Source organism: Streptomyces sp. NPDC040610, from assembly GCF_055594065.1.
In genome coordinates, this window is the sequence record NZ_JBVIXA010000007.1 from 354,944 (window position 1) to 369,243 (window position 14,300).

18 protein-coding genes are annotated in these 14,300 nt (G+C 74.4%); 4 read left to right on the forward strand and 14 right to left on the reverse strand.

Going from position 1 to position 14,300, the window contains the following annotated elements; genetic code table 11:
* Window positions 1-74: 74 nt before the first annotated feature.
* Entirely contained in the window at window positions 75-902 is an 828-nt protein-coding gene (locus ACZ6AA_RS25205) for a class I SAM-dependent methyltransferase (protein WP_471460094.1), read from the forward strand.
* A gap of 37 nt (window positions 903-939) precedes the next feature.
* On the opposite strand, the gene ACZ6AA_RS25210 is transcribed toward ACZ6AA_RS25205, so the two are convergent.
* The 11 genes from ACZ6AA_RS25210 to ACZ6AA_RS25260 all read right to left on the reverse strand — a co-directional run bounded on the left by ACZ6AA_RS25210 (window position 940) and on the right by ACZ6AA_RS25260 (window position 7,999).
* Window positions 940-1,209 carry a gas vesicle protein K gene (locus ACZ6AA_RS25210; protein WP_468454622.1) on the reverse strand — a complete coding sequence of 90 codons (270 nt, stop codon included), beginning with the start codon at window positions 1,207-1,209 and terminating at the stop codon, window positions 940-942.
* A 65-nt stretch (window positions 1,210-1,274) separates the two neighbouring features.
* A complete protein-coding gene (locus ACZ6AA_RS25215) occupies window positions 1,275-1,547 on the reverse strand; it encodes a gas vesicle protein (protein ID WP_471460095.1) in 273 nt (90 codons plus the stop codon).
* Complete coding sequence (locus ACZ6AA_RS25220) at window positions 1,544-2,419, reverse strand: GvpL/GvpF family gas vesicle protein (protein WP_468454618.1); 876 nt, start codon at window positions 2,417-2,419, stop codon at window positions 1,544-1,546. The genes ACZ6AA_RS25215 and ACZ6AA_RS25220 overlap by 4 nt, the downstream gene beginning before the upstream one ends.
* Window positions 2,409-2,807: a gas vesicle protein gene (locus tag ACZ6AA_RS25225; RefSeq protein WP_468454616.1), complete on the reverse strand. Its 399-nt coding sequence runs from the start codon at window positions 2,805-2,807 to the stop codon at window positions 2,409-2,411. The genes ACZ6AA_RS25220 and ACZ6AA_RS25225 overlap by 11 nt, the downstream gene beginning before the upstream one ends.
* Window positions 2,804-3,964, reverse strand: a complete 1,161-nt coding sequence (locus ACZ6AA_RS25230; RefSeq protein WP_471460097.1) for an SRPBCC family protein — start codon at window positions 3,962-3,964, stop codon at window positions 2,804-2,806. The genes ACZ6AA_RS25225 and ACZ6AA_RS25230 overlap by 4 nt, the downstream gene beginning before the upstream one ends.
* A complete protein-coding gene (locus tag ACZ6AA_RS25235) occupies window positions 3,957-4,553 on the reverse strand; it encodes a DNA primase (protein WP_471460099.1) in 597 nt (198 codons plus the stop codon). Before ACZ6AA_RS25235 ends, ACZ6AA_RS25230 begins: the two co-directional genes overlap by 8 nt.
* Before the next feature lie 13 nt (window positions 4,554-4,566).
* Window positions 4,567-4,845 carry a gas vesicle protein GvpG gene (locus ACZ6AA_RS25240; protein ID WP_468454610.1) on the reverse strand — a complete coding sequence of 93 codons (279 nt, stop codon included), beginning with the start codon at window positions 4,843-4,845 and terminating at the stop codon, window positions 4,567-4,569.
* Window positions 4,846-4,860: 15 nt separating this feature from the next.
* The gene (locus ACZ6AA_RS25245) at window positions 4,861-5,619 is read right to left on the reverse strand and encodes a GvpL/GvpF family gas vesicle protein (RefSeq protein ID WP_468454608.1); all 759 of its coding nucleotides are present in this window, start codon (window positions 5,617-5,619) and stop codon (window positions 4,861-4,863) included.
* Complete coding sequence (locus tag ACZ6AA_RS25250; protein WP_468482627.1) at window positions 5,616-6,050, reverse strand: gas vesicle structural protein GvpA; 435 nt, start codon at window positions 6,048-6,050, stop codon at window positions 5,616-5,618. Before ACZ6AA_RS25250 ends, ACZ6AA_RS25245 begins: the two co-directional genes overlap by 4 nt.
* A gap of 140 nt (window positions 6,051-6,190) precedes the next feature.
* Window positions 6,191-6,520 carry a gas vesicle protein GvpO gene (locus ACZ6AA_RS25255; protein WP_471460102.1) on the reverse strand — a complete coding sequence of 110 codons (330 nt, stop codon included), beginning with the start codon at window positions 6,518-6,520 and terminating at the stop codon, window positions 6,191-6,193.
* Between the two features lie 117 nt (window positions 6,521-6,637).
* Complete coding sequence (locus ACZ6AA_RS25260) at window positions 6,638-7,999, reverse strand: NAD(P)/FAD-dependent oxidoreductase (protein WP_471460104.1); 1,362 nt, start codon at window positions 7,997-7,999, stop codon at window positions 6,638-6,640.
* A 149-nt stretch (window positions 8,000-8,148) separates the two neighbouring features.
* Here ACZ6AA_RS25260 and ACZ6AA_RS25265 point away from each other — a divergent pair, with 149 nt between their 5' ends.
* Window positions 8,149-9,252 carry an enolase C-terminal domain-like protein gene (locus ACZ6AA_RS25265; protein ID WP_468482629.1) on the forward strand — a complete coding sequence of 368 codons (1,104 nt, stop codon included), beginning with the start codon at window positions 8,149-8,151 and terminating at the stop codon, window positions 9,250-9,252.
* An 84-nt stretch (window positions 9,253-9,336) separates the two neighbouring features.
* The gene (locus ACZ6AA_RS25270) at window positions 9,337-9,903 is read left to right on the forward strand and encodes a hypothetical protein (RefSeq protein WP_468454598.1); all 567 of its coding nucleotides are present in this window, start codon (window positions 9,337-9,339) and stop codon (window positions 9,901-9,903) included.
* Here the strand turns inward: ACZ6AA_RS25270 and ACZ6AA_RS25275 are convergent.
* Window positions 9,878-10,594, reverse strand: coding sequence for a hypothetical protein (locus tag ACZ6AA_RS25275; RefSeq protein ID WP_471460106.1), 717 nt, complete (start codon window positions 10,592-10,594; stop codon window positions 9,878-9,880). The two genes, ACZ6AA_RS25270 and ACZ6AA_RS25275, sit on opposite strands and share 26 nt — an antisense overlap.
* Before the next feature lie 136 nt (window positions 10,595-10,730).
* Here ACZ6AA_RS25275 and ACZ6AA_RS25280 point away from each other — a divergent pair, with 136 nt between their 5' ends.
* Entirely contained in the window at window positions 10,731-11,090 is a 360-nt protein-coding gene (locus ACZ6AA_RS25280; protein ID WP_405662965.1) for a VOC family protein, read from the forward strand.
* Window positions 11,091-11,288: 198 nt separating this feature from the next.
* Here ACZ6AA_RS25280 and ACZ6AA_RS25285 read toward each other — a convergent pair whose 3' ends face one another.
* Window positions 11,289-13,247 (reverse strand): DUF5107 domain-containing protein, encoded by a 1,959-nt coding sequence (locus tag ACZ6AA_RS25285; protein ID WP_471460108.1) that lies wholly within the window; start codon window positions 13,245-13,247, stop codon window positions 11,289-11,291.
* Between the two features lie 140 nt (window positions 13,248-13,387).
* Window positions 13,388-14,284 carry an arginase family protein gene (locus ACZ6AA_RS25290; protein ID WP_468482633.1) on the reverse strand — a complete coding sequence of 299 codons (897 nt, stop codon included), beginning with the start codon at window positions 14,282-14,284 and terminating at the stop codon, window positions 13,388-13,390.
* Window positions 14,285-14,300: the final 16 nt, after the last annotated feature.

The following is a 14,300-nucleotide window of genomic DNA, read 5'->3' on the forward strand; positions in this document are numbered from 1 at the left end:
CGCCGCCCAGCCCGGCTGACCATATTGCGAGACGGGGGTCTCATTATTCGGCATGAGCGGCCTACAGTGCCGTCATGTCAGCACCGCAGCCGCCCCACGCCGAGACCGCCGTCTACACGCACGGGCACCACGAGTCCGTGCTCCGCTCCCACACCTGGCGCACCGCCGCCAACTCGGCGGCCTACCTCCTCGACTCGCTCCGGCCGCACCTGCGGATCCTCGACGTCGGCTGCGGCCCGGGCACCATCACCGCCGACCTGGCCGCGCTGGTCCCGGACGGGCACGTCACCGGCGTCGACCGCGCGCCCGACATCCTGGACCGGGCGCGCGCCACGGCGGCCGAACGCGGCCTGGACAACGTGACGTTCACCGTCGCCGACGTGCACGCTCTCGACCACCCCGACGACACCTTCGACGTCGTGCACGCGCACCAGGTGCTCCAGCACGTCGGCGATCCCGTGCGGGCGCTGCGCGAGATGCGCCGGGTGTGCCGCCCGGGCGGCGTCGTCGCGGTGCGCGACAGCGACTACGCGGCGATGACCTGGTACCCGCGCCTGGCGGGCCTGGACGACTGGCTCGATCTGTACCGGCGGGTCGCCCGCGCCAACGGCGGCGAGCCGGACGCCGGGCGGCGCCTCAAGTCCTGGGCGCGGGAGGCCGGGTTCACCGAGGTCACGGCGTCCGCGGGCACCTGGTGCTACAGCACGCCCGAGGAACGGGCCTGGTGGAGCGGGCTGTGGGCGGACCGCACGGTGGCGTCCGCGTACGCGGAGCGGGCGACGGCGGGCGGGCACGCGGACCAGGAGCAGCTCGCGGCGGTCGCGGCGGCCTGGCGGGAGTGGGGGCGGGCGGAGGACGGCTGGTTCGTGGTGCTGCACGGGGAGTTGCTGTGCCGGGCGTGAGGTGACCTGACGCGGTCGGCGGGGGCGGCGCGGGGGCTCACTCCCGGGGCAGCAGCGGGCCCAGGGGGCCGAGGTCCAGGTTCAGGTCCTCGGGGCGCAGCCCGTAGCGCTCGCGGAGCCGCGTCATGCGGTCCTCCAGGAGCATCAACGTCATGCCGACCCGCTCCTCCTGGTCTTCCGTCAGCTCGCCGGACTCGAAGCGGCGGATGGCCTGGCGCTCCATCAGTTCGCGCAGCAGCTCGACGACGGTCAGGACGAGGGCGACGAGGTCGCGCTCCACGGTGTCCGGTTCCAGGTCCATCTTCATGACGGCTCCCGCTTCATGGTCGGCTCCGGCTTCATGTCGGCCCCGGGTTTATGACACCTCCGGGTCTATGGCCTCTCCGGGGCGGCCCACCGCTCACCCCCGGCCCGGTCGCCCCCCTCGGCCGTCGGCCACGGCGAAGGCACCTGTGCGTTGACCGCGCTGATCAGCGCCTTCAGGTCGATGCGGACGAGGTCGACGTCCGCGATGCGCAGGGTGATGTCGCCCGCAATGACCACGCCACCGGCCAGCAGCCGGTCGAGGACGTCGACGAGCGCGATCTCCCGCCGCGCGAACGGCTCGACGGACGCACGCCCGGCACGGTCGGCCGACGCGCTCACGGCGACCCGCCCGCGTCCTGGCGTACCGCGCCCTCCCCGCCGTGCGCCTCCTCCCCCGCGTCGGGGCCGCCGGGGTCGTCCGTGAAGGAGTACGCCGCCCACGGCCCGGTCACCTCCACGCGCAGCCCCGGCCGGGTTCCCTCGGTGCGGCCGATCAGTTCCAGGAACTCCTCGGACCCGGTACGGGGCACCAGATAGGCGGAGTTGAGGATGTTCCGGCCGGATCCGGCGTCGATGAGCGGCCCGCTCTGCACGGGGTGCAGCCGCGCGTCGGCCGCGTACCGGGCGAGGTCGCCGTGCAGGCGCCGCGTGAACACCTCGGCCCGCGCCACGGCCTCCTCGCGCGCCGCGTTCCCGGCCCTGCGGCGGCGCAGATAGTCCCGCCCGGACCTCGGCGCACGCGAGGGCGGCGGTGCGGCGGCCCCGTCGGCGCCCCTGCCCCCGTCCGCGCCGCCGCCCCCGTCGTCGGCCGAGGCGCCGAGCCACACCTTCACGCCCCACTCGACGTGGCCGTCGATCCGGTCCAGGATCCGGTGCAGCCGCTCGGACTCGTCCTCCAGCATGGCGCGTACGGCGCTGTCGTCGTGGAAGACCGTCCCGAGCCGCAGCGGCAGCGGACAGGTCACGGTCGCGAGGGCGGCCACGACGTTCTGATGGGCGCGGGCCGTCGCGGCCAGCCAGGGCAGGTCCTCCAGGTGCGCGTGCAGCGCCTCCCGGCCGAAGTCCCGTTCGGGGACGGGGCTGACGACGGCCACCAGGCCCTCGTGGGCGAGCTGGCGCGGCGGGGCGCCGCCCACGCCGGTGAGGTCGGCGTGCAGCGGCGCGGCCGGCGGGCGGCACACGGCGTACACATAGCGCAGGTCATCGTTCACGTTCACGTTCTCCTCGGCCGTCGTGCCCGGTGCCGTCAGGTGCGGTGCTTCCGCCGCGGTCGAGGGCGCCGCGGCCCGCCACGGGCTCACCCGCCTCCAACTGCTCTACACGGCGGCGCAGTTCCTCGTTCTCCCGCGCGAGCGCGGTCCTGCGCGCGCCGCTGGACAGCGCCGGATCGTCCTCCCACCAGTCGATGCCCATCTCCTTGGCGCGCTCCACGGAGGCGACGACGAGGCGGAGCTTGATGGTGAGGAGTTCGATGTCGAGCAGGTTGATCCGGATGTCCCCCGCGATGACGATGCCCTTGTCCAGGACGCGTTCGAGGATGTCGGCAAGGTTCGAACCGCCCTGCGGGTAGGGCTCGGGCAACCGGCTCGCGGTCGTCATCGGCGGTTCCGGCCGCCGTCGGCAGCGACGAGTTCGTCGTCGGCGTCCTCGGCGTCATCGCCGTCCACGTACTCGCCGTCGTCGACCGCCTCCGGGTCCACGTCGGCCTCGTCCTCCTCGTCGGCGGGCGCGTCCCCGTCGACCTCGTCGTAGGGCCCCTCACCGTCCTCGTCGTAGGCCCCCTCGCCGTCCTCGTCCTCCTCCTCGTACACGCCCTGGTCCTCTTCCTCGTGTTCCTCGTGCGCGCCTTCCGCGTCCTCCTCGTGCGCGCCCTCCTCGTCCGCGACCGCCTCCTCGTGGCCGCGCACCACCTCGCCGTCGCGGATCTCGCCGCGCCAGCCGTCGCTCGCCTCGCCGCGCATCGAGATGTGCCGCGCGAAGTGCTTGAGGTCGAGGCGGACCCGGCGGCCCTGGGCGCGCCAGATGTTGCCGGTCTTCTCGAACAGGCCCTTCGGGTAGTACTCGACGACGAGCAGGACGCGGGTCAGCTGTTCGCCGAGCGGGTGGAAGGTGACCACGCCCTTCGTGGTGCCCTTCGCGCCCTCCGACGTCCAGGAGATCCGCTGGTCCGGCACCTGCTCGGTGACGTGGGCCTTCCAACTGCGGCTCGACCAGAAGACCTTGAGCTGCCAGTCGGAGTCCGTGTCGCCCGCCGCGCTCGCGCTCTTGACGCCCTTGGCGTACGTGGAGAACTCCTGGAACTGCGTCCACTGGTCGTAGGCCTCGCGCACCGGCACGCCGACGTCGACGTACTCCAGGATGACGGTGGGCTTCTGGCCGCCCCCGCCCTTCTTGCGGCGCCCGGTGAGGTTCTTCAGGGCGCCCTTGACGGAGTCCTTGATGCGGCTGCCGCCCAGCTCCGCGGCGCTGCGCAGCGGGCCCTTGCCCTGGGCGAGCTTGCGGCCGCCTTCGAGGGCGAGCTTGCCGAAGCCGGGGCTGCGGCCGTCCGCGATGTCGTTGAGCTTGACGGTGGTCTCGCCGAGCTTGCGGCCGACCCCGATCAGGGCGCGCTCCGCCTGTGCCATCGCGTAGGCCTTGGCCTCGTCCTTCAGGCGGTCCGCCGCCGGGCTGTTGACGGCGGACCGCAGCATGTTCGGGGCCTCGGACCGGCTGCCGTTCCCGGCGTCATCGCGGGTCTGTTCGCGGGTGTCAGTCATCGCTGCCTCCCCGCGCCCGGGTGGCCTTCTTCGCGGTGCGCCGCTGCGTGCCGCGCTGCTGCGAGCCGCGTGCTCCGGCCGTGCCGCGCGTGGCCTGTGCCTTGCGGTCCGGGCCCGTCTTGCGTTCGCCCCGGGCGGCCGACGTGGCCTTCTTCGTCGCCGAACCCGCCTTGCGGGTCCCCGACTTGGCCGCGCCGCCCGCGCTCTTGCCCGTGTCCCGGGCCTTGTCCGACGCCTTGTCCGCGCCGGGCACGGAGTCCGTGTCGGGGGCGACTCCCGAGAGCCGGTCGCGCACGTCCAGGGTGCGGTCGTGCAGCCGGTCGGCGATGCCTTCGAGCTGCCGGTCGAGCAGCGAGCCGGTCGCCGCCTTGCCGACGCCCCGCAGATCCTGCTTCAGCTGGTCGCCGATCTCCTTGAACTGCGGGTTGTTCTCCAGTTGCCGGGTCACGGCGCCGGCGATCGCGCCCGGGCTCAGCTGGAGCCTGCGGCCCGCCACCATCGTGCCCACGGCGAAGGCGAGTTTCGCCTTCTTCGTGCGTCCGAGAAGGTACCCCGCGCCCACGGCGAGGCCCACTGCCAGTCGATTCATGACGTTCCTGTCCTCACTGCCCTGACGGTGCCGGCGGTCGGTCGTCCGTCTGCGCCACGTCGCCGACGGGTCCGTGGCCGAGACGGGCGAGGAGTTCGTCCTCGCGGCGGTCGAACTCGTCCTCGTCGATCTCACCGGCGTCCAGCCGCTCGGCGAGCAGGGCGAGTTCCTCGGTGATGGCCGACGGGTCGTAGTACTGCCGCTCGGCCTCCGTGGCCACCTGCCGGAGCACCCACAGGGTGCCCCGGGCCGGTGCCAGTGGCAGGGCGAGCAGTTCGCCGATGAGTCCCATGGCCGGGCGTCCGCCTCAGCCCACGCCCGCCGCGTCGTCCGCGGGCCGTGCCGGGCCCAGGTCGACGAAGCTGTACGGGGGCAGCGGGCCATGGACGCGCAGCTCCAAGTGGGGCCGGCTGCGGCGCAGTTCCTCGACGGCGGCGACGAATCCGTCGGCGCGGTCGCGGCTCACCAGGAACGACACGTTGGCGAGCCAGCCGGTGCCCTCGGGTCCGGCGCTCACGGAGTCGGCGCACGGCTCAAGGACGCGCCGCACCTCGGCGCCGTCCCCGGCCTCGCGGGCCCGCACGGCCGCGGTCACCTGCTCGCCGAGGCGCAGCTTCTGTTCGTAACTGCCGCCCCCCGCCTGCCGGTTGGCTTCGACCATGGAGCGCAGCTCGGGGTTCTCGGCGAGCACCTGGTGCAGCACGGCCTGCTCGTCGTGGGCGGCCTTCACGTTGTACTCGGCCTTGCCCTCGAGGGCGCGCAGCCGCTCCTCGTAGTGCTCGGCCTGCTCGGCGAGCACCGCGACGACGGCGTCGTCGTCCTGCGCGATGCTGCCGAAGCGCATCGGAAGGATCGGTCCGCCCGCGCCCGCCTCGTCCAGGACGCTCTGGTGCGCGAGCAGGTCGCGCCGCTTGGGCCGCAGGTCCTCGGGGCTGTCGGAGACGAGCGCGGCGAGGGTTTCGTGCCGTACGACGCGGACCTTGTGCGCGGGGTCGCCGATGCCGCCCATGCCCTCGGGAAGCGCCGGGTGCGTGGTGGCGGCGATGCCGTAGATGTACGTGGTCACTCCTGCTCCTCCTTCCGGGTGCGGGACGATGTGCGCCGGGCGCGCGGCCGCGCGGGCTCCTCCTCGCCGCGGCTCTCGTCGCGGGCCTGCCGGAACGCGTCGGAGACGGTCTCGGCGGCGCCGGAGAGCGCGCCCTTGGACTTGCCGCGCGCGCCGGACTCGGTGATCTCGCCGACGAGGTCGGGCAGGCCGGGGCTCTTGTGCGGGCCCGCCTCCAGGTCGAGGCGGTTGCAGGCCTCGGCGAACCGCAGATACGTGTCGACGCTCGCGACCACGACCCGCACGTCGATCTTCAGGATCTCGATGCCGACGAGCGAGACACGGACGAAGGCGTCGATGACGAGCCCGCGGTCCAGGATGAGTTCGATGACGTCGTACAGGCCACTGGTGCCGCCTGCTCCGCCGGACTGCTGTGCTGGGACGACGGTCATGCCGAGCTGTCCTCCTTGCGTGGGGAGTGTCGGGGGTTGTCGGGAAGGGCTGGGGGTGCGGGGCCCGGCGGGGGAGCCGGGGCGTTCGGGCGCGCCGCGGAGGTCCGGGGCGGGTCGGTCGCCGTCCGGCGGGGCGGGGGTCAGCCGCCGCCCGGCCGGGGCGGGTCGGCCCGCCCTCGTTCGTAGCGCCGCACGCGCCGGTACCCGGTCAGGTCGCCCTGCGGGTCGAGGGTCACGGCGTAGGTCGCGAGCAGGCTCATCGTGTCCGGCACGCGGACCAGTTCGACGACCTCGACGGCCAGGTCCCAGCCCTCTTCGGTCCTTTCGAAGGACGACACGGACTCGACCGTCAGGCCGGTGAGTTCCGCCAGTTGCTCACGCGCGCAGCGCAGCACGGCGACGGGCCCGGGCAGGTCGTCGGTGTCGGCCTGGCTCTTGTTGGTGTTCTGCTTCCTTGACGTCTGGGTCATGGCCACCTCCTGGTCCGAGTGACCCGGTGGGCGCGGGCCAAACCGGTGGGGTGCGGGGCCCGCACCGCCGAGATGCGCCGCCCGGCACCCCGCGACGGGCCCCGCCGTGCGTCGCGGCTACTGCTCCGGGGGCCGCTCGGCGGCGTCCCGCGTCCGCTCCGGCGCCCCCGCCACCCGCGCGGTCTCCGGCGACGCCGTGTCCAGCGGCACCGACCAGGACCGGACGAGGCCCAACTGCACGCCCTGGCGCGGGAGTACGGCGTCCAGGAGCCAGTCGGCGGCGACCCGGACGCGGTTGCCAGGCATCGCGGCCAGGTGGTAGCCGCGGGTGACGGCCCCGGCGAGGGGGCCGGACAGCGGGACGCCCAGCGGGTTGGCGGCGCCGCTGACGCCGCCGAGGTCGACGGTGAAGCCGAGGTCGTGGTGGCGGTAGGGGCGCCGCTTGCCGCGGCCGAAGGAGGCGGCGACGTTGTGGCCCGCGGTCTTGCCCTGCCGCCAGGCGTGCTGCGCGGTCATCGCCGTGTACTGCCCCTTCTCGGTCAGGTCGGGCACGGCCGCCGCGTCGCCGCACGCGAACACCTCGGGGTGGTCCGGCACGTTCAGGAACGGGTCGACGAGCAGCCGGCCCCGCTCCAGGGGACTGCCGATCCCGGCGACGAGCGGGTCGGGCCGCACGCCCACGCACCACAGCAGGGTGCGGGTGGGCAGGTGATCGCCGTCAGAGAGGAGCACGCCCTCGCGGGTCGCCTCCTTCACGGACGTCCCCGTGCGGACCTCCACGCCGCGCCGCCGCAGCACCCGGTCCGCGGTGTCGGACAGCCGCCGGTCCAGCTCCGGCAGGACCCGCGGGGCGATGTCGAGCAGCACCCAGCGCGGCTCGATCCCGGTCCGCAGCGGCTGCCGCCGTACCAGCGAACGCGTGAACAGCTCGCCGTGCGCGGCGACTTCCACGCCCGTGTAACCGGCGCCCGCCACGACGAACGTGCAGCGCGCCCGGCACGCGGCGGCGTCGTCCGAGGCCGCGGCGAGCTCGATCTGCCGGGTCACGTGGTCGCGCAGGTACAGGGCCTCGGGCAGGCCGCGGAAGCCGTGCGCGTGCTCGGCGACCCCGGGGACGGGCAGCAGCTTGTTGACGCTGCCGACGGCCAGCACCAGGCGGTCGTAGGAGAGTTCGCCGTCCTGGCCCTCGGGGTCGGCGTAGTGCACGGTGCGCCGCGTCAGGTCGATGCCGTCGGCCTCGCCGAGCACGAGGCGTACGCGGCGCAGCGCTCCCGAGAGCGACACGGTGACGCGGCGCGGTTCGAGGACGCCCGCGGCGACCTGGGGAAGCAGCGGCAGGTACAGGAAGTAGTCGGTGGGGTTGAGCAGGGTGATGTCGGCCCGGCCTCGGGAAAGTCGCGACAGAGTGCGGGCGGCCTGGAACCCCGCGAAGCCGGCACCGACGATGACGACGTGCGGTCGGCTGGCAGTTCGGCTCACAGTGTGCCTCCGGCGTGGTCCGGTACGTCCGGTGTGTTCCGGAACGGACCTCCCGCGTGCCCTGACCCGCCCCCGGTGAAACGCCCGCCGTTTGCCGCCGCGCCCCCGGGTTACCCGACCTTCACACCACAGCGAAGGGCGTGTGCCCCATGGCCGAGTCCGGATACGTCAGCGTGGAGCCGCCCATGGTGTCGGCGTACACGATCCCGGCGGACGCTCCCGAGGCCGACGGCACGTTCGCGTGGGACACCACGACGATCGTCGTCGCGGAGGTCTCCGCGGGCGACGCCACCGGCACCGGCTGGACCTACGCGCCCGCCGCCACCGTCGACCTCGTACGGGAGCAGCTCTCGCCCGTCCTCGCGGGCCGCGACGCCCTCGACATCCCCGCCGCGCACGACGCGCTCACCAAGGCGGTGCGCGACACCGGCCGCGAGGGCCTCGCCGCCCGTGCGATCTCGGCCCTCGACATCGCCCTGTGGGACCTCAAGGCCCGCCTCTTCGAGGTCCCGCTGGTCCGGCTCGTCGGGGCGGCCCGCGACGACGTGCCGGTCTACGGCAGCGGCGGCTTCACCACGTACCACGACACGCATCTGGCGGCCCAGCTCAACGGCTGGGTGCACGGCCAGCGGATACCGCGCGTCAAGATCAAGGTCGGCGAGAGCTGGGGGCGGGCCGCGGCGCGCGACGTGTCGCGGGTGCGGCGGGCCCGCGATGTCATCGGGCGGCAGGCCGAGTTGTACGTCGACGCGGGCGGCGCCTACACCCGCAAGCAGGCGATACGGATCGGCCGGGTGCTCGCCGAGCACGGCGTGGGCTGGTTCGAGGAGCCGGTGTCCCCCGACGACCTGCGGGGGCTCGCGCTGGTGCGCGACGCCCTCGTCTGCGACGTCGCGGCGGGCGGGTACGGGCACGGCCTCCCCTACTTCGCCCGGATGGTCCCCTCCGTCGACTGCCTCCAGGCCGATGCCACCCGCTGCGGCGGCCTCACCGCGTGGCTGCGCGCCGCCGCGCTCGCCGAGGCCCACGGCCTGGAGGTGTCGGCACGCGGTGCCCCGCACGCGCACGCGGCGGTCGCGGCGTGCGTGCCGAACCTGCGGCACGTCGAGTGGTTCCACGACCACGTCCGGGTCGAGTCGATCCTCTTCGACGGCGTCCTCGACCCGACCGGCGGCACGGTCCGCCCGGGCGGCGGCACCGGCCACGGGCTGCTGCTGCGCACGCCGGACGTGGAGGAGTACCGGGTCGCGTGAGGGCGCGTCCGCGGCGTGGAGTCGCGTGAGGTGCGGTGAATATCGGTCGCGCGGCACGGCGGGGCGGGGGCATGCTCGGCGGTCATGGACGCGATGAGGGATACGGGGTCGGCCGGGCCGCACGAGGGGCCGGACGTCGTGCTGATCGGGGGCCGCTCAGGAGTGGGGAAGTCCTCCGTCGGCTGGGAGGTCGCGGCGCAGTTGGTGGCCGCGGACGTCGGCCACGCCCTGGTCGAGGGCGACTTCCTGGACGCCGTCCACCCCACCCCGGCGGACGACCCTCACCGCTCCCGGCTCACCTGCCGCAACCTCGCCGCCCTCTGGGCGAACTACGCCGACCTCGGCTGCCGCCGCCTCGTCTACACGAACACAGCGAGCGTCCTGCCCTCCGAGGAGTGGCTGTTCACCGAGGCCCTCGGCCACCCCCGGATCATCCGGATCCTGCTCACGGCGACCGACGTCACCGCCGAACAGCGCCTCAAACAGCGCGAGTCGGGCTCGGAGCTGGAGCGGCATCTGCGGCGCAGCGCGTTCATGTCCCGGCACCTGGACGAGCTGGTGCCGCCGGACACCCACCGGGTGCCGACGGACGGCCGGACGGTGGGTGCCATCGCGGCGGAGGTGATCAGACGGGCGGGTTGGGCGGCCTGAGGGGCTCGGGCTCGCGGGACGGCGGGACCGTCGGGAAGTCGGCGGTGCCGGTCGGGGGCGTGCCGCCGGTGGGGGCGGGCGGGGTTGTCGGGGGCGCGGGCTCCACGGGGGTCGCGGGCTTCGCCGGGGTCGCCGGGGTGTGCGGGGCGGCCGAGGGCTTCGTCGCCGCCGGGGTCCCGGTCGGTGTGGAGGGTGCGGGCGCCTCGGGAACCACGGGAGCCTCGGGGGCGGCGTGAGCCTCAGAAGCAGCGGCGGCCGCGCGGGGCGCAGGCGCCTCCGGGACCGCCGGAGCCCTGGGAGCCTCACGCGCCCCGGAGGCCTTCCCCGGGGACCGGGCCGCGTTGCGCAGCACCACGGCGGCCACGGCGAGCAGCGCGGTCACGATCAGCGCGGCCGCCCAGCCGGGCAGGCCGAGGGCGATGACCAGGCCGAGGGCGAGCGCGGCGGCGGCGCCCGCGTACAGGGCGGCGACGCCGGAGGACGCGTACAGCGCGGCCTTGCGGCGCTGCTTGCGCGCCACCCCGGAGACCTCCGTGCGCAGTTCCTCGCGCAACTCGTGGCGCAGCTCCTCGCGCAGCGACTGCCGCACCGTCTCCCGCAGGGACTCGTGCACCGCGTCACGGACGACCTGCGACAGGGCGTCGCCCAGGGTCCTGTCCGTCAGCGGTACGTTCTTGTCCTGGACCGGCATCTTCTCGTCCTTCCTGTCGAAGCGGTCGGGGCGGACGGGTACCCGACGGCCGCGGTGCGTAACGGCATCGGGTCCCGGGTGCCCCGAGAACCGGAAACGATCTCGTGTCCGCGCGGCGCCAACTAGGCTCGTCCCCATGGAGATCCTGGGAACCGTGCTGCGCGTGTGCGTCAGCGACTTGGAGGCGTCCGTCACGTTCTACGAACGGCTGACGGGCAGCACCGCGATGCGCTTCGAGCGGGGCGGCGTGGCCGTCGCCTCGGTCGGCTGCTTTCTGCTCATGAGCGGGCCGGAGGCCGAGTTGGAGGTGCTTCGCAAGGTCGCGGCGACCATCGCCGTGAAGGACGTCGACGAGGCGCTCGCGACCCTCACCGCCTCCGGCGCGCACATCGTCGCAGGCCCCGTGCCCACGCCCGCAGGCCGCAACCTCATCGCGATGCACCCCGACGGCGCGGTCTTCGAGTACGTGGACCGCAACGCCCCCGCCCCCCACTGACCCCCGGCCCCACCCCGACCCGACAGCGCCCACCCGTCACCGTCGCCCCGGCACCGCCCCGGGGCGGACCGGGACGGGCGAGGGCGCGAGGGTGGGCCACCGAGGGTGAAGGTCGTCCGGATCAGACCGACCTGAAGCGCAGTCAGGCCGGGCACGCCCCACTCACCGCGCACGCCCCACTCATCGCGCACGCCCCCCTCACGGCCGCATCCGGAAGTCGTACCTCCCCGGCAGGGGCTCCTCCGACACCGCCGCCCACACCTCGCCGACGACCTCGTCGGCCTCCCGCAGGTCGGCCACCTCGAAGTCCTCGTCGAAGACGGCGCGGGCGGCGGGGATGTCGCCCTCCGCGAGCAGCAACTGGGCCTCGATCAGGCGGAATCGGCCCGTGCGCCGGGTGTGCGGATGGACGCGGTCCCACACGCCCCGCGCGACCTCGGCGCGCCCCGCGGCCACGAGGGCGCCGATGGCCTCACGGCCGAGGGCCGCGGTCGCCGCGGACCACACCACGCCGTCGTCGCGGCGCTCGGCGCACAGGTCGTCGAAGGCCTCGGCGTACCGGTCGGCGGCGCGCTCCACATGCCCGGACTCCTGGTCGGCGACGGCGAGGCAGCGCAGCAACGGCCAGCGCGACGGGGCGAGTTCCAGGCCGCGCTCCCAACTGCGCACCGCCTGGGCCAGATCCCCGGCGTGCCACTGGGCGACGCCCAGGTGGTACTCGGCGTGCGGCTGGGCGGGCGCGGTCTCCAGCATGTCCCGCCAGTGCGGGGCGACCAGGGTGGGCCCGGGCGGCCCGACCCGCCGGGGCTCCGGCACGGCCCCGCTGTGCAACAGCTCCAGCCACGGCTCCTGTTCGGGGCCGAGCGTGGACTCGGCGAAGGGCGTGCCGGGCAGCTTGTACTGCCCGCGCAGGACTTCGAGGGCGCCCCAGCCCGACCCGACGGCGAGCGTCTCCTCCGGCTCGGTGTCGGCGCAGGGCCGCCACTGGGCGTAGGCGGCGTCCACGGCCGCGGCGGGCAGCGCCAGGTCCAGCCGCGTCCGCGCCTCGCCGCGCGCCGCCGCCCAGTCGGCGCCGTGCACGACGTCCGGGTCGGCGGTCATCGGCCCGTACGACTCCAGCCACGCGAACTCGCTCTCCGCGTCGAGGCGTACGTGCTCCAGCTGGGTGCGCGCGAGCCCGGCCTGGATCTCGGCGTAGCCGCCGGTGCCGGGCTCGGTGAGCCACCGCTGCCAGCGCCGCCCGCCCGCGCCGGTGCCCCACACGAAGAGCTTGCGGCCGCGCAGCAGGTCGGTGGAGGTCTGTGCGAGGCCGTGCCCGTCGGCGTCGAGGGCCGCGATCCAGCGGCGCTCCCCGTCGGGGACGTCGTAGAAGTAGTCGGCGGGGAACTCGGCGCGCGGCGGGCGGGTGCGGTCCACGCCGTCGTGCTCGGGCACCGGCACCTTCCGCAGGGTGCGCGCGTAGCCGTAGTGCCAGGCCTCGTCGGCGGGGGCGAGGACCCTGCGCTCCTCGGGCACGGCGACGTTGGACCACCAGTAGACGGGCACGGGCCGCTCGTGAGGATTGCGGATCCGCACGCCGACGTGCAGGAAGTCGGAGTCCTCCGGCAGCCACAGGTCGACCTGGAAGGGGATGTCGCGCAGCCGCTCCCACTCCCACAGGCGCACCATCTCGCCGCCGTCGGGCGCGGTCAGGCGCGCGGCGTGCAGGGGCGCGCAGGACAGTGCCGTGTGGCCGGTGGCGCCGATGTTCCACTCGATGCCGCCGGAGTACCAGGCGCCGTTGAGGGCGAAGTCGGCGGGCTGGAACACCGGGTTGCGGTAGAGGAGTTCACGGCCGGTCGGCTTGTGGAAGAGGGAGTGGATCCGGCCGCCGAGGCCGGGCAGGACGGTGACGCGCAGCCGGGTGTTCTCGATGACGAGGGTGTCGAAGGACGTGGGTGTCCGCTCGCGGCCGTAGCCGTCGCGGATGCGCGCGGGCAGCACCGACCGCAGCGGTTCGTACGTGAGCTGCCGCGCCATGTCGCGCGGCAGCCCCTGCAGGTCCCGGTCGTCGAGGCCGTGCGCCGCGTCGAGCGGCTTGAGCGGGGGCAGCGGGTTCTCCGGCCCCAGCTCGGCCGCCGACAGGGTCGTCACGTCACGTCGCACGGTCGTCGCCAAGGCGTCCTCCTCAGTTCAAGGGCGCCGCGCGTCCCCGGGCCCCGTTGACCATGGAACACGCTCGGCCCCGCTCCTGCCAGGGCCTTGGCCGGTCAGGATTGCGCACGGATCTCGTACCGAGCGGATTTCGTACAGCGGGGTCAGGATTCCGCGAAGGCCGCCACGATCACATCGGTGAGGACGTCGCCCGCGGTGCCGTCCGGGTCCAGGTCGGGGTCGTAGATCGTGACGTTGAGGCCGACGCAGCGCGGGGAGCGCACCAACGGGCGGAGCAGCGCGAGGAGTTCGTCGGGGTGCAGGCCGTCCGCGTCGGGGCTGTCGACGGCCGGCATCACGGAGGGGTCGAGGACGTCGGCGTCGAGGTGCACCCAGAAGCCGCCCAGGTCCTCGTGCTCCAGGCTCAGGACGGCGGAGCGGGCCACGTCGTCGGCGCCCCACTGGCGCAGTTCGCCGACGGTGACGGTGGGTATGCCGAGCTCGCCGAGTTCGGAACGGTCCTCGTCCTCGTCGCGCATCCCGAAGAGCCGTACGTCCTCGTCGCGCAGGTAGGGGCCGAGCCCTTCGATGTCGGCGAGGTCGCGCTGGCCGCGCCCGGTGGCGAGCGCCAGTTCCTCGCCGCCCGCGGCGCCGACGCGGTCGGAGTTGCCCGGGTGGCGGAAGTCGGCGGAGGCGTCGATCGCGGCGAGGCCGAAGCGGCCGATCCGGCGCAGCGCGAGGGACGCGCCGAGCTGGATGGAGCAGTCGCCGCCGAGGACGACGGGCAGGTCACCGGCGCGCACATGCCGCTCGATGCGGTCGGCGAGCTTCGGTGTGTAGGCGGCGATGGCGGCGGCGTTGAAGACGCCGTCGCCCTCCTTCCAGTCGCCCCGGTCATAGCGCGGCGGTACGACGACGCCGCCCTCCACGGCGTCCAGGCGGCGCAGGATGCCGCGCTCGCGCAGCGCTCCGGCGAGCTTGTAGCAGCCGGGCACGGTGCCGGGGGCGGGCGGACGCAGTCCCAGGTTGGAGGGCGCGTCGATGATCACAACAGTTCGCATGCCGCTCATCCTCCGT

Excerpts from the sequence above, each read along its gene's own strand:
- ACZ6AA_RS25205 (WP_471460094.1), top strand. The coding sequence starts at position 75 with ATGTCAGCACCGCAGCCGCCCCACGCCGAGACCGCCGTCTACACGCAC.
- ACZ6AA_RS25210 (WP_468454622.1), bottom strand. The coding sequence starts at position 1,209 with ATGAAGATGGACCTGGAACCGGACACCGTGGAGCGCGACCTCGTCGCC.
- ACZ6AA_RS25225 (WP_468454616.1), bottom strand. The coding sequence starts at position 2,807 with ATGACGACCGCGAGCCGGTTGCCCGAGCCCTACCCGCAGGGCGGTTCG.
- ACZ6AA_RS25230 (WP_471460097.1), bottom strand. The coding sequence starts at position 3,964 with ATGACTGACACCCGCGAACAGACCCGCGATGACGCCGGGAACGGCAGC.
- ACZ6AA_RS25235 (WP_471460099.1), bottom strand. The coding sequence starts at position 4,553 with ATGAATCGACTGGCAGTGGGCCTCGCCGTGGGCGCGGGGTACCTTCTC.
- ACZ6AA_RS25240 (WP_468454610.1), bottom strand. The coding sequence starts at position 4,845 with ATGGGACTCATCGGCGAACTGCTCGCCCTGCCACTGGCACCGGCCCGG.
- ACZ6AA_RS25250 (WP_468482627.1), bottom strand. The coding sequence starts at position 6,050 with ATGACCGTCGTCCCAGCACAGCAGTCCGGCGGAGCAGGCGGCACCAGT.
- ACZ6AA_RS25255 (WP_471460102.1), bottom strand. The coding sequence starts at position 6,520 with ATGACCCAGACGTCAAGGAAGCAGAACACCAACAAGAGCCAGGCCGAC.
- ACZ6AA_RS25265 (WP_468482629.1), top strand. The coding sequence starts at position 8,149 with ATGGCCGAGTCCGGATACGTCAGCGTGGAGCCGCCCATGGTGTCGGCG.
- ACZ6AA_RS25270 (WP_468454598.1), top strand. The coding sequence starts at position 9,337 with ATGGACGCGATGAGGGATACGGGGTCGGCCGGGCCGCACGAGGGGCCG.
- ACZ6AA_RS25275 (WP_471460106.1), bottom strand. The coding sequence starts at position 10,594 with ATGCCGGTCCAGGACAAGAACGTACCGCTGACGGACAGGACCCTGGGC.
- ACZ6AA_RS25280 (WP_405662965.1), top strand. The coding sequence starts at position 10,731 with ATGGAGATCCTGGGAACCGTGCTGCGCGTGTGCGTCAGCGACTTGGAG.
- ACZ6AA_RS25290 (WP_468482633.1), bottom strand. The coding sequence starts at position 14,284 with ATGCGAACTGTTGTGATCATCGACGCGCCCTCCAACCTGGGACTGCGT.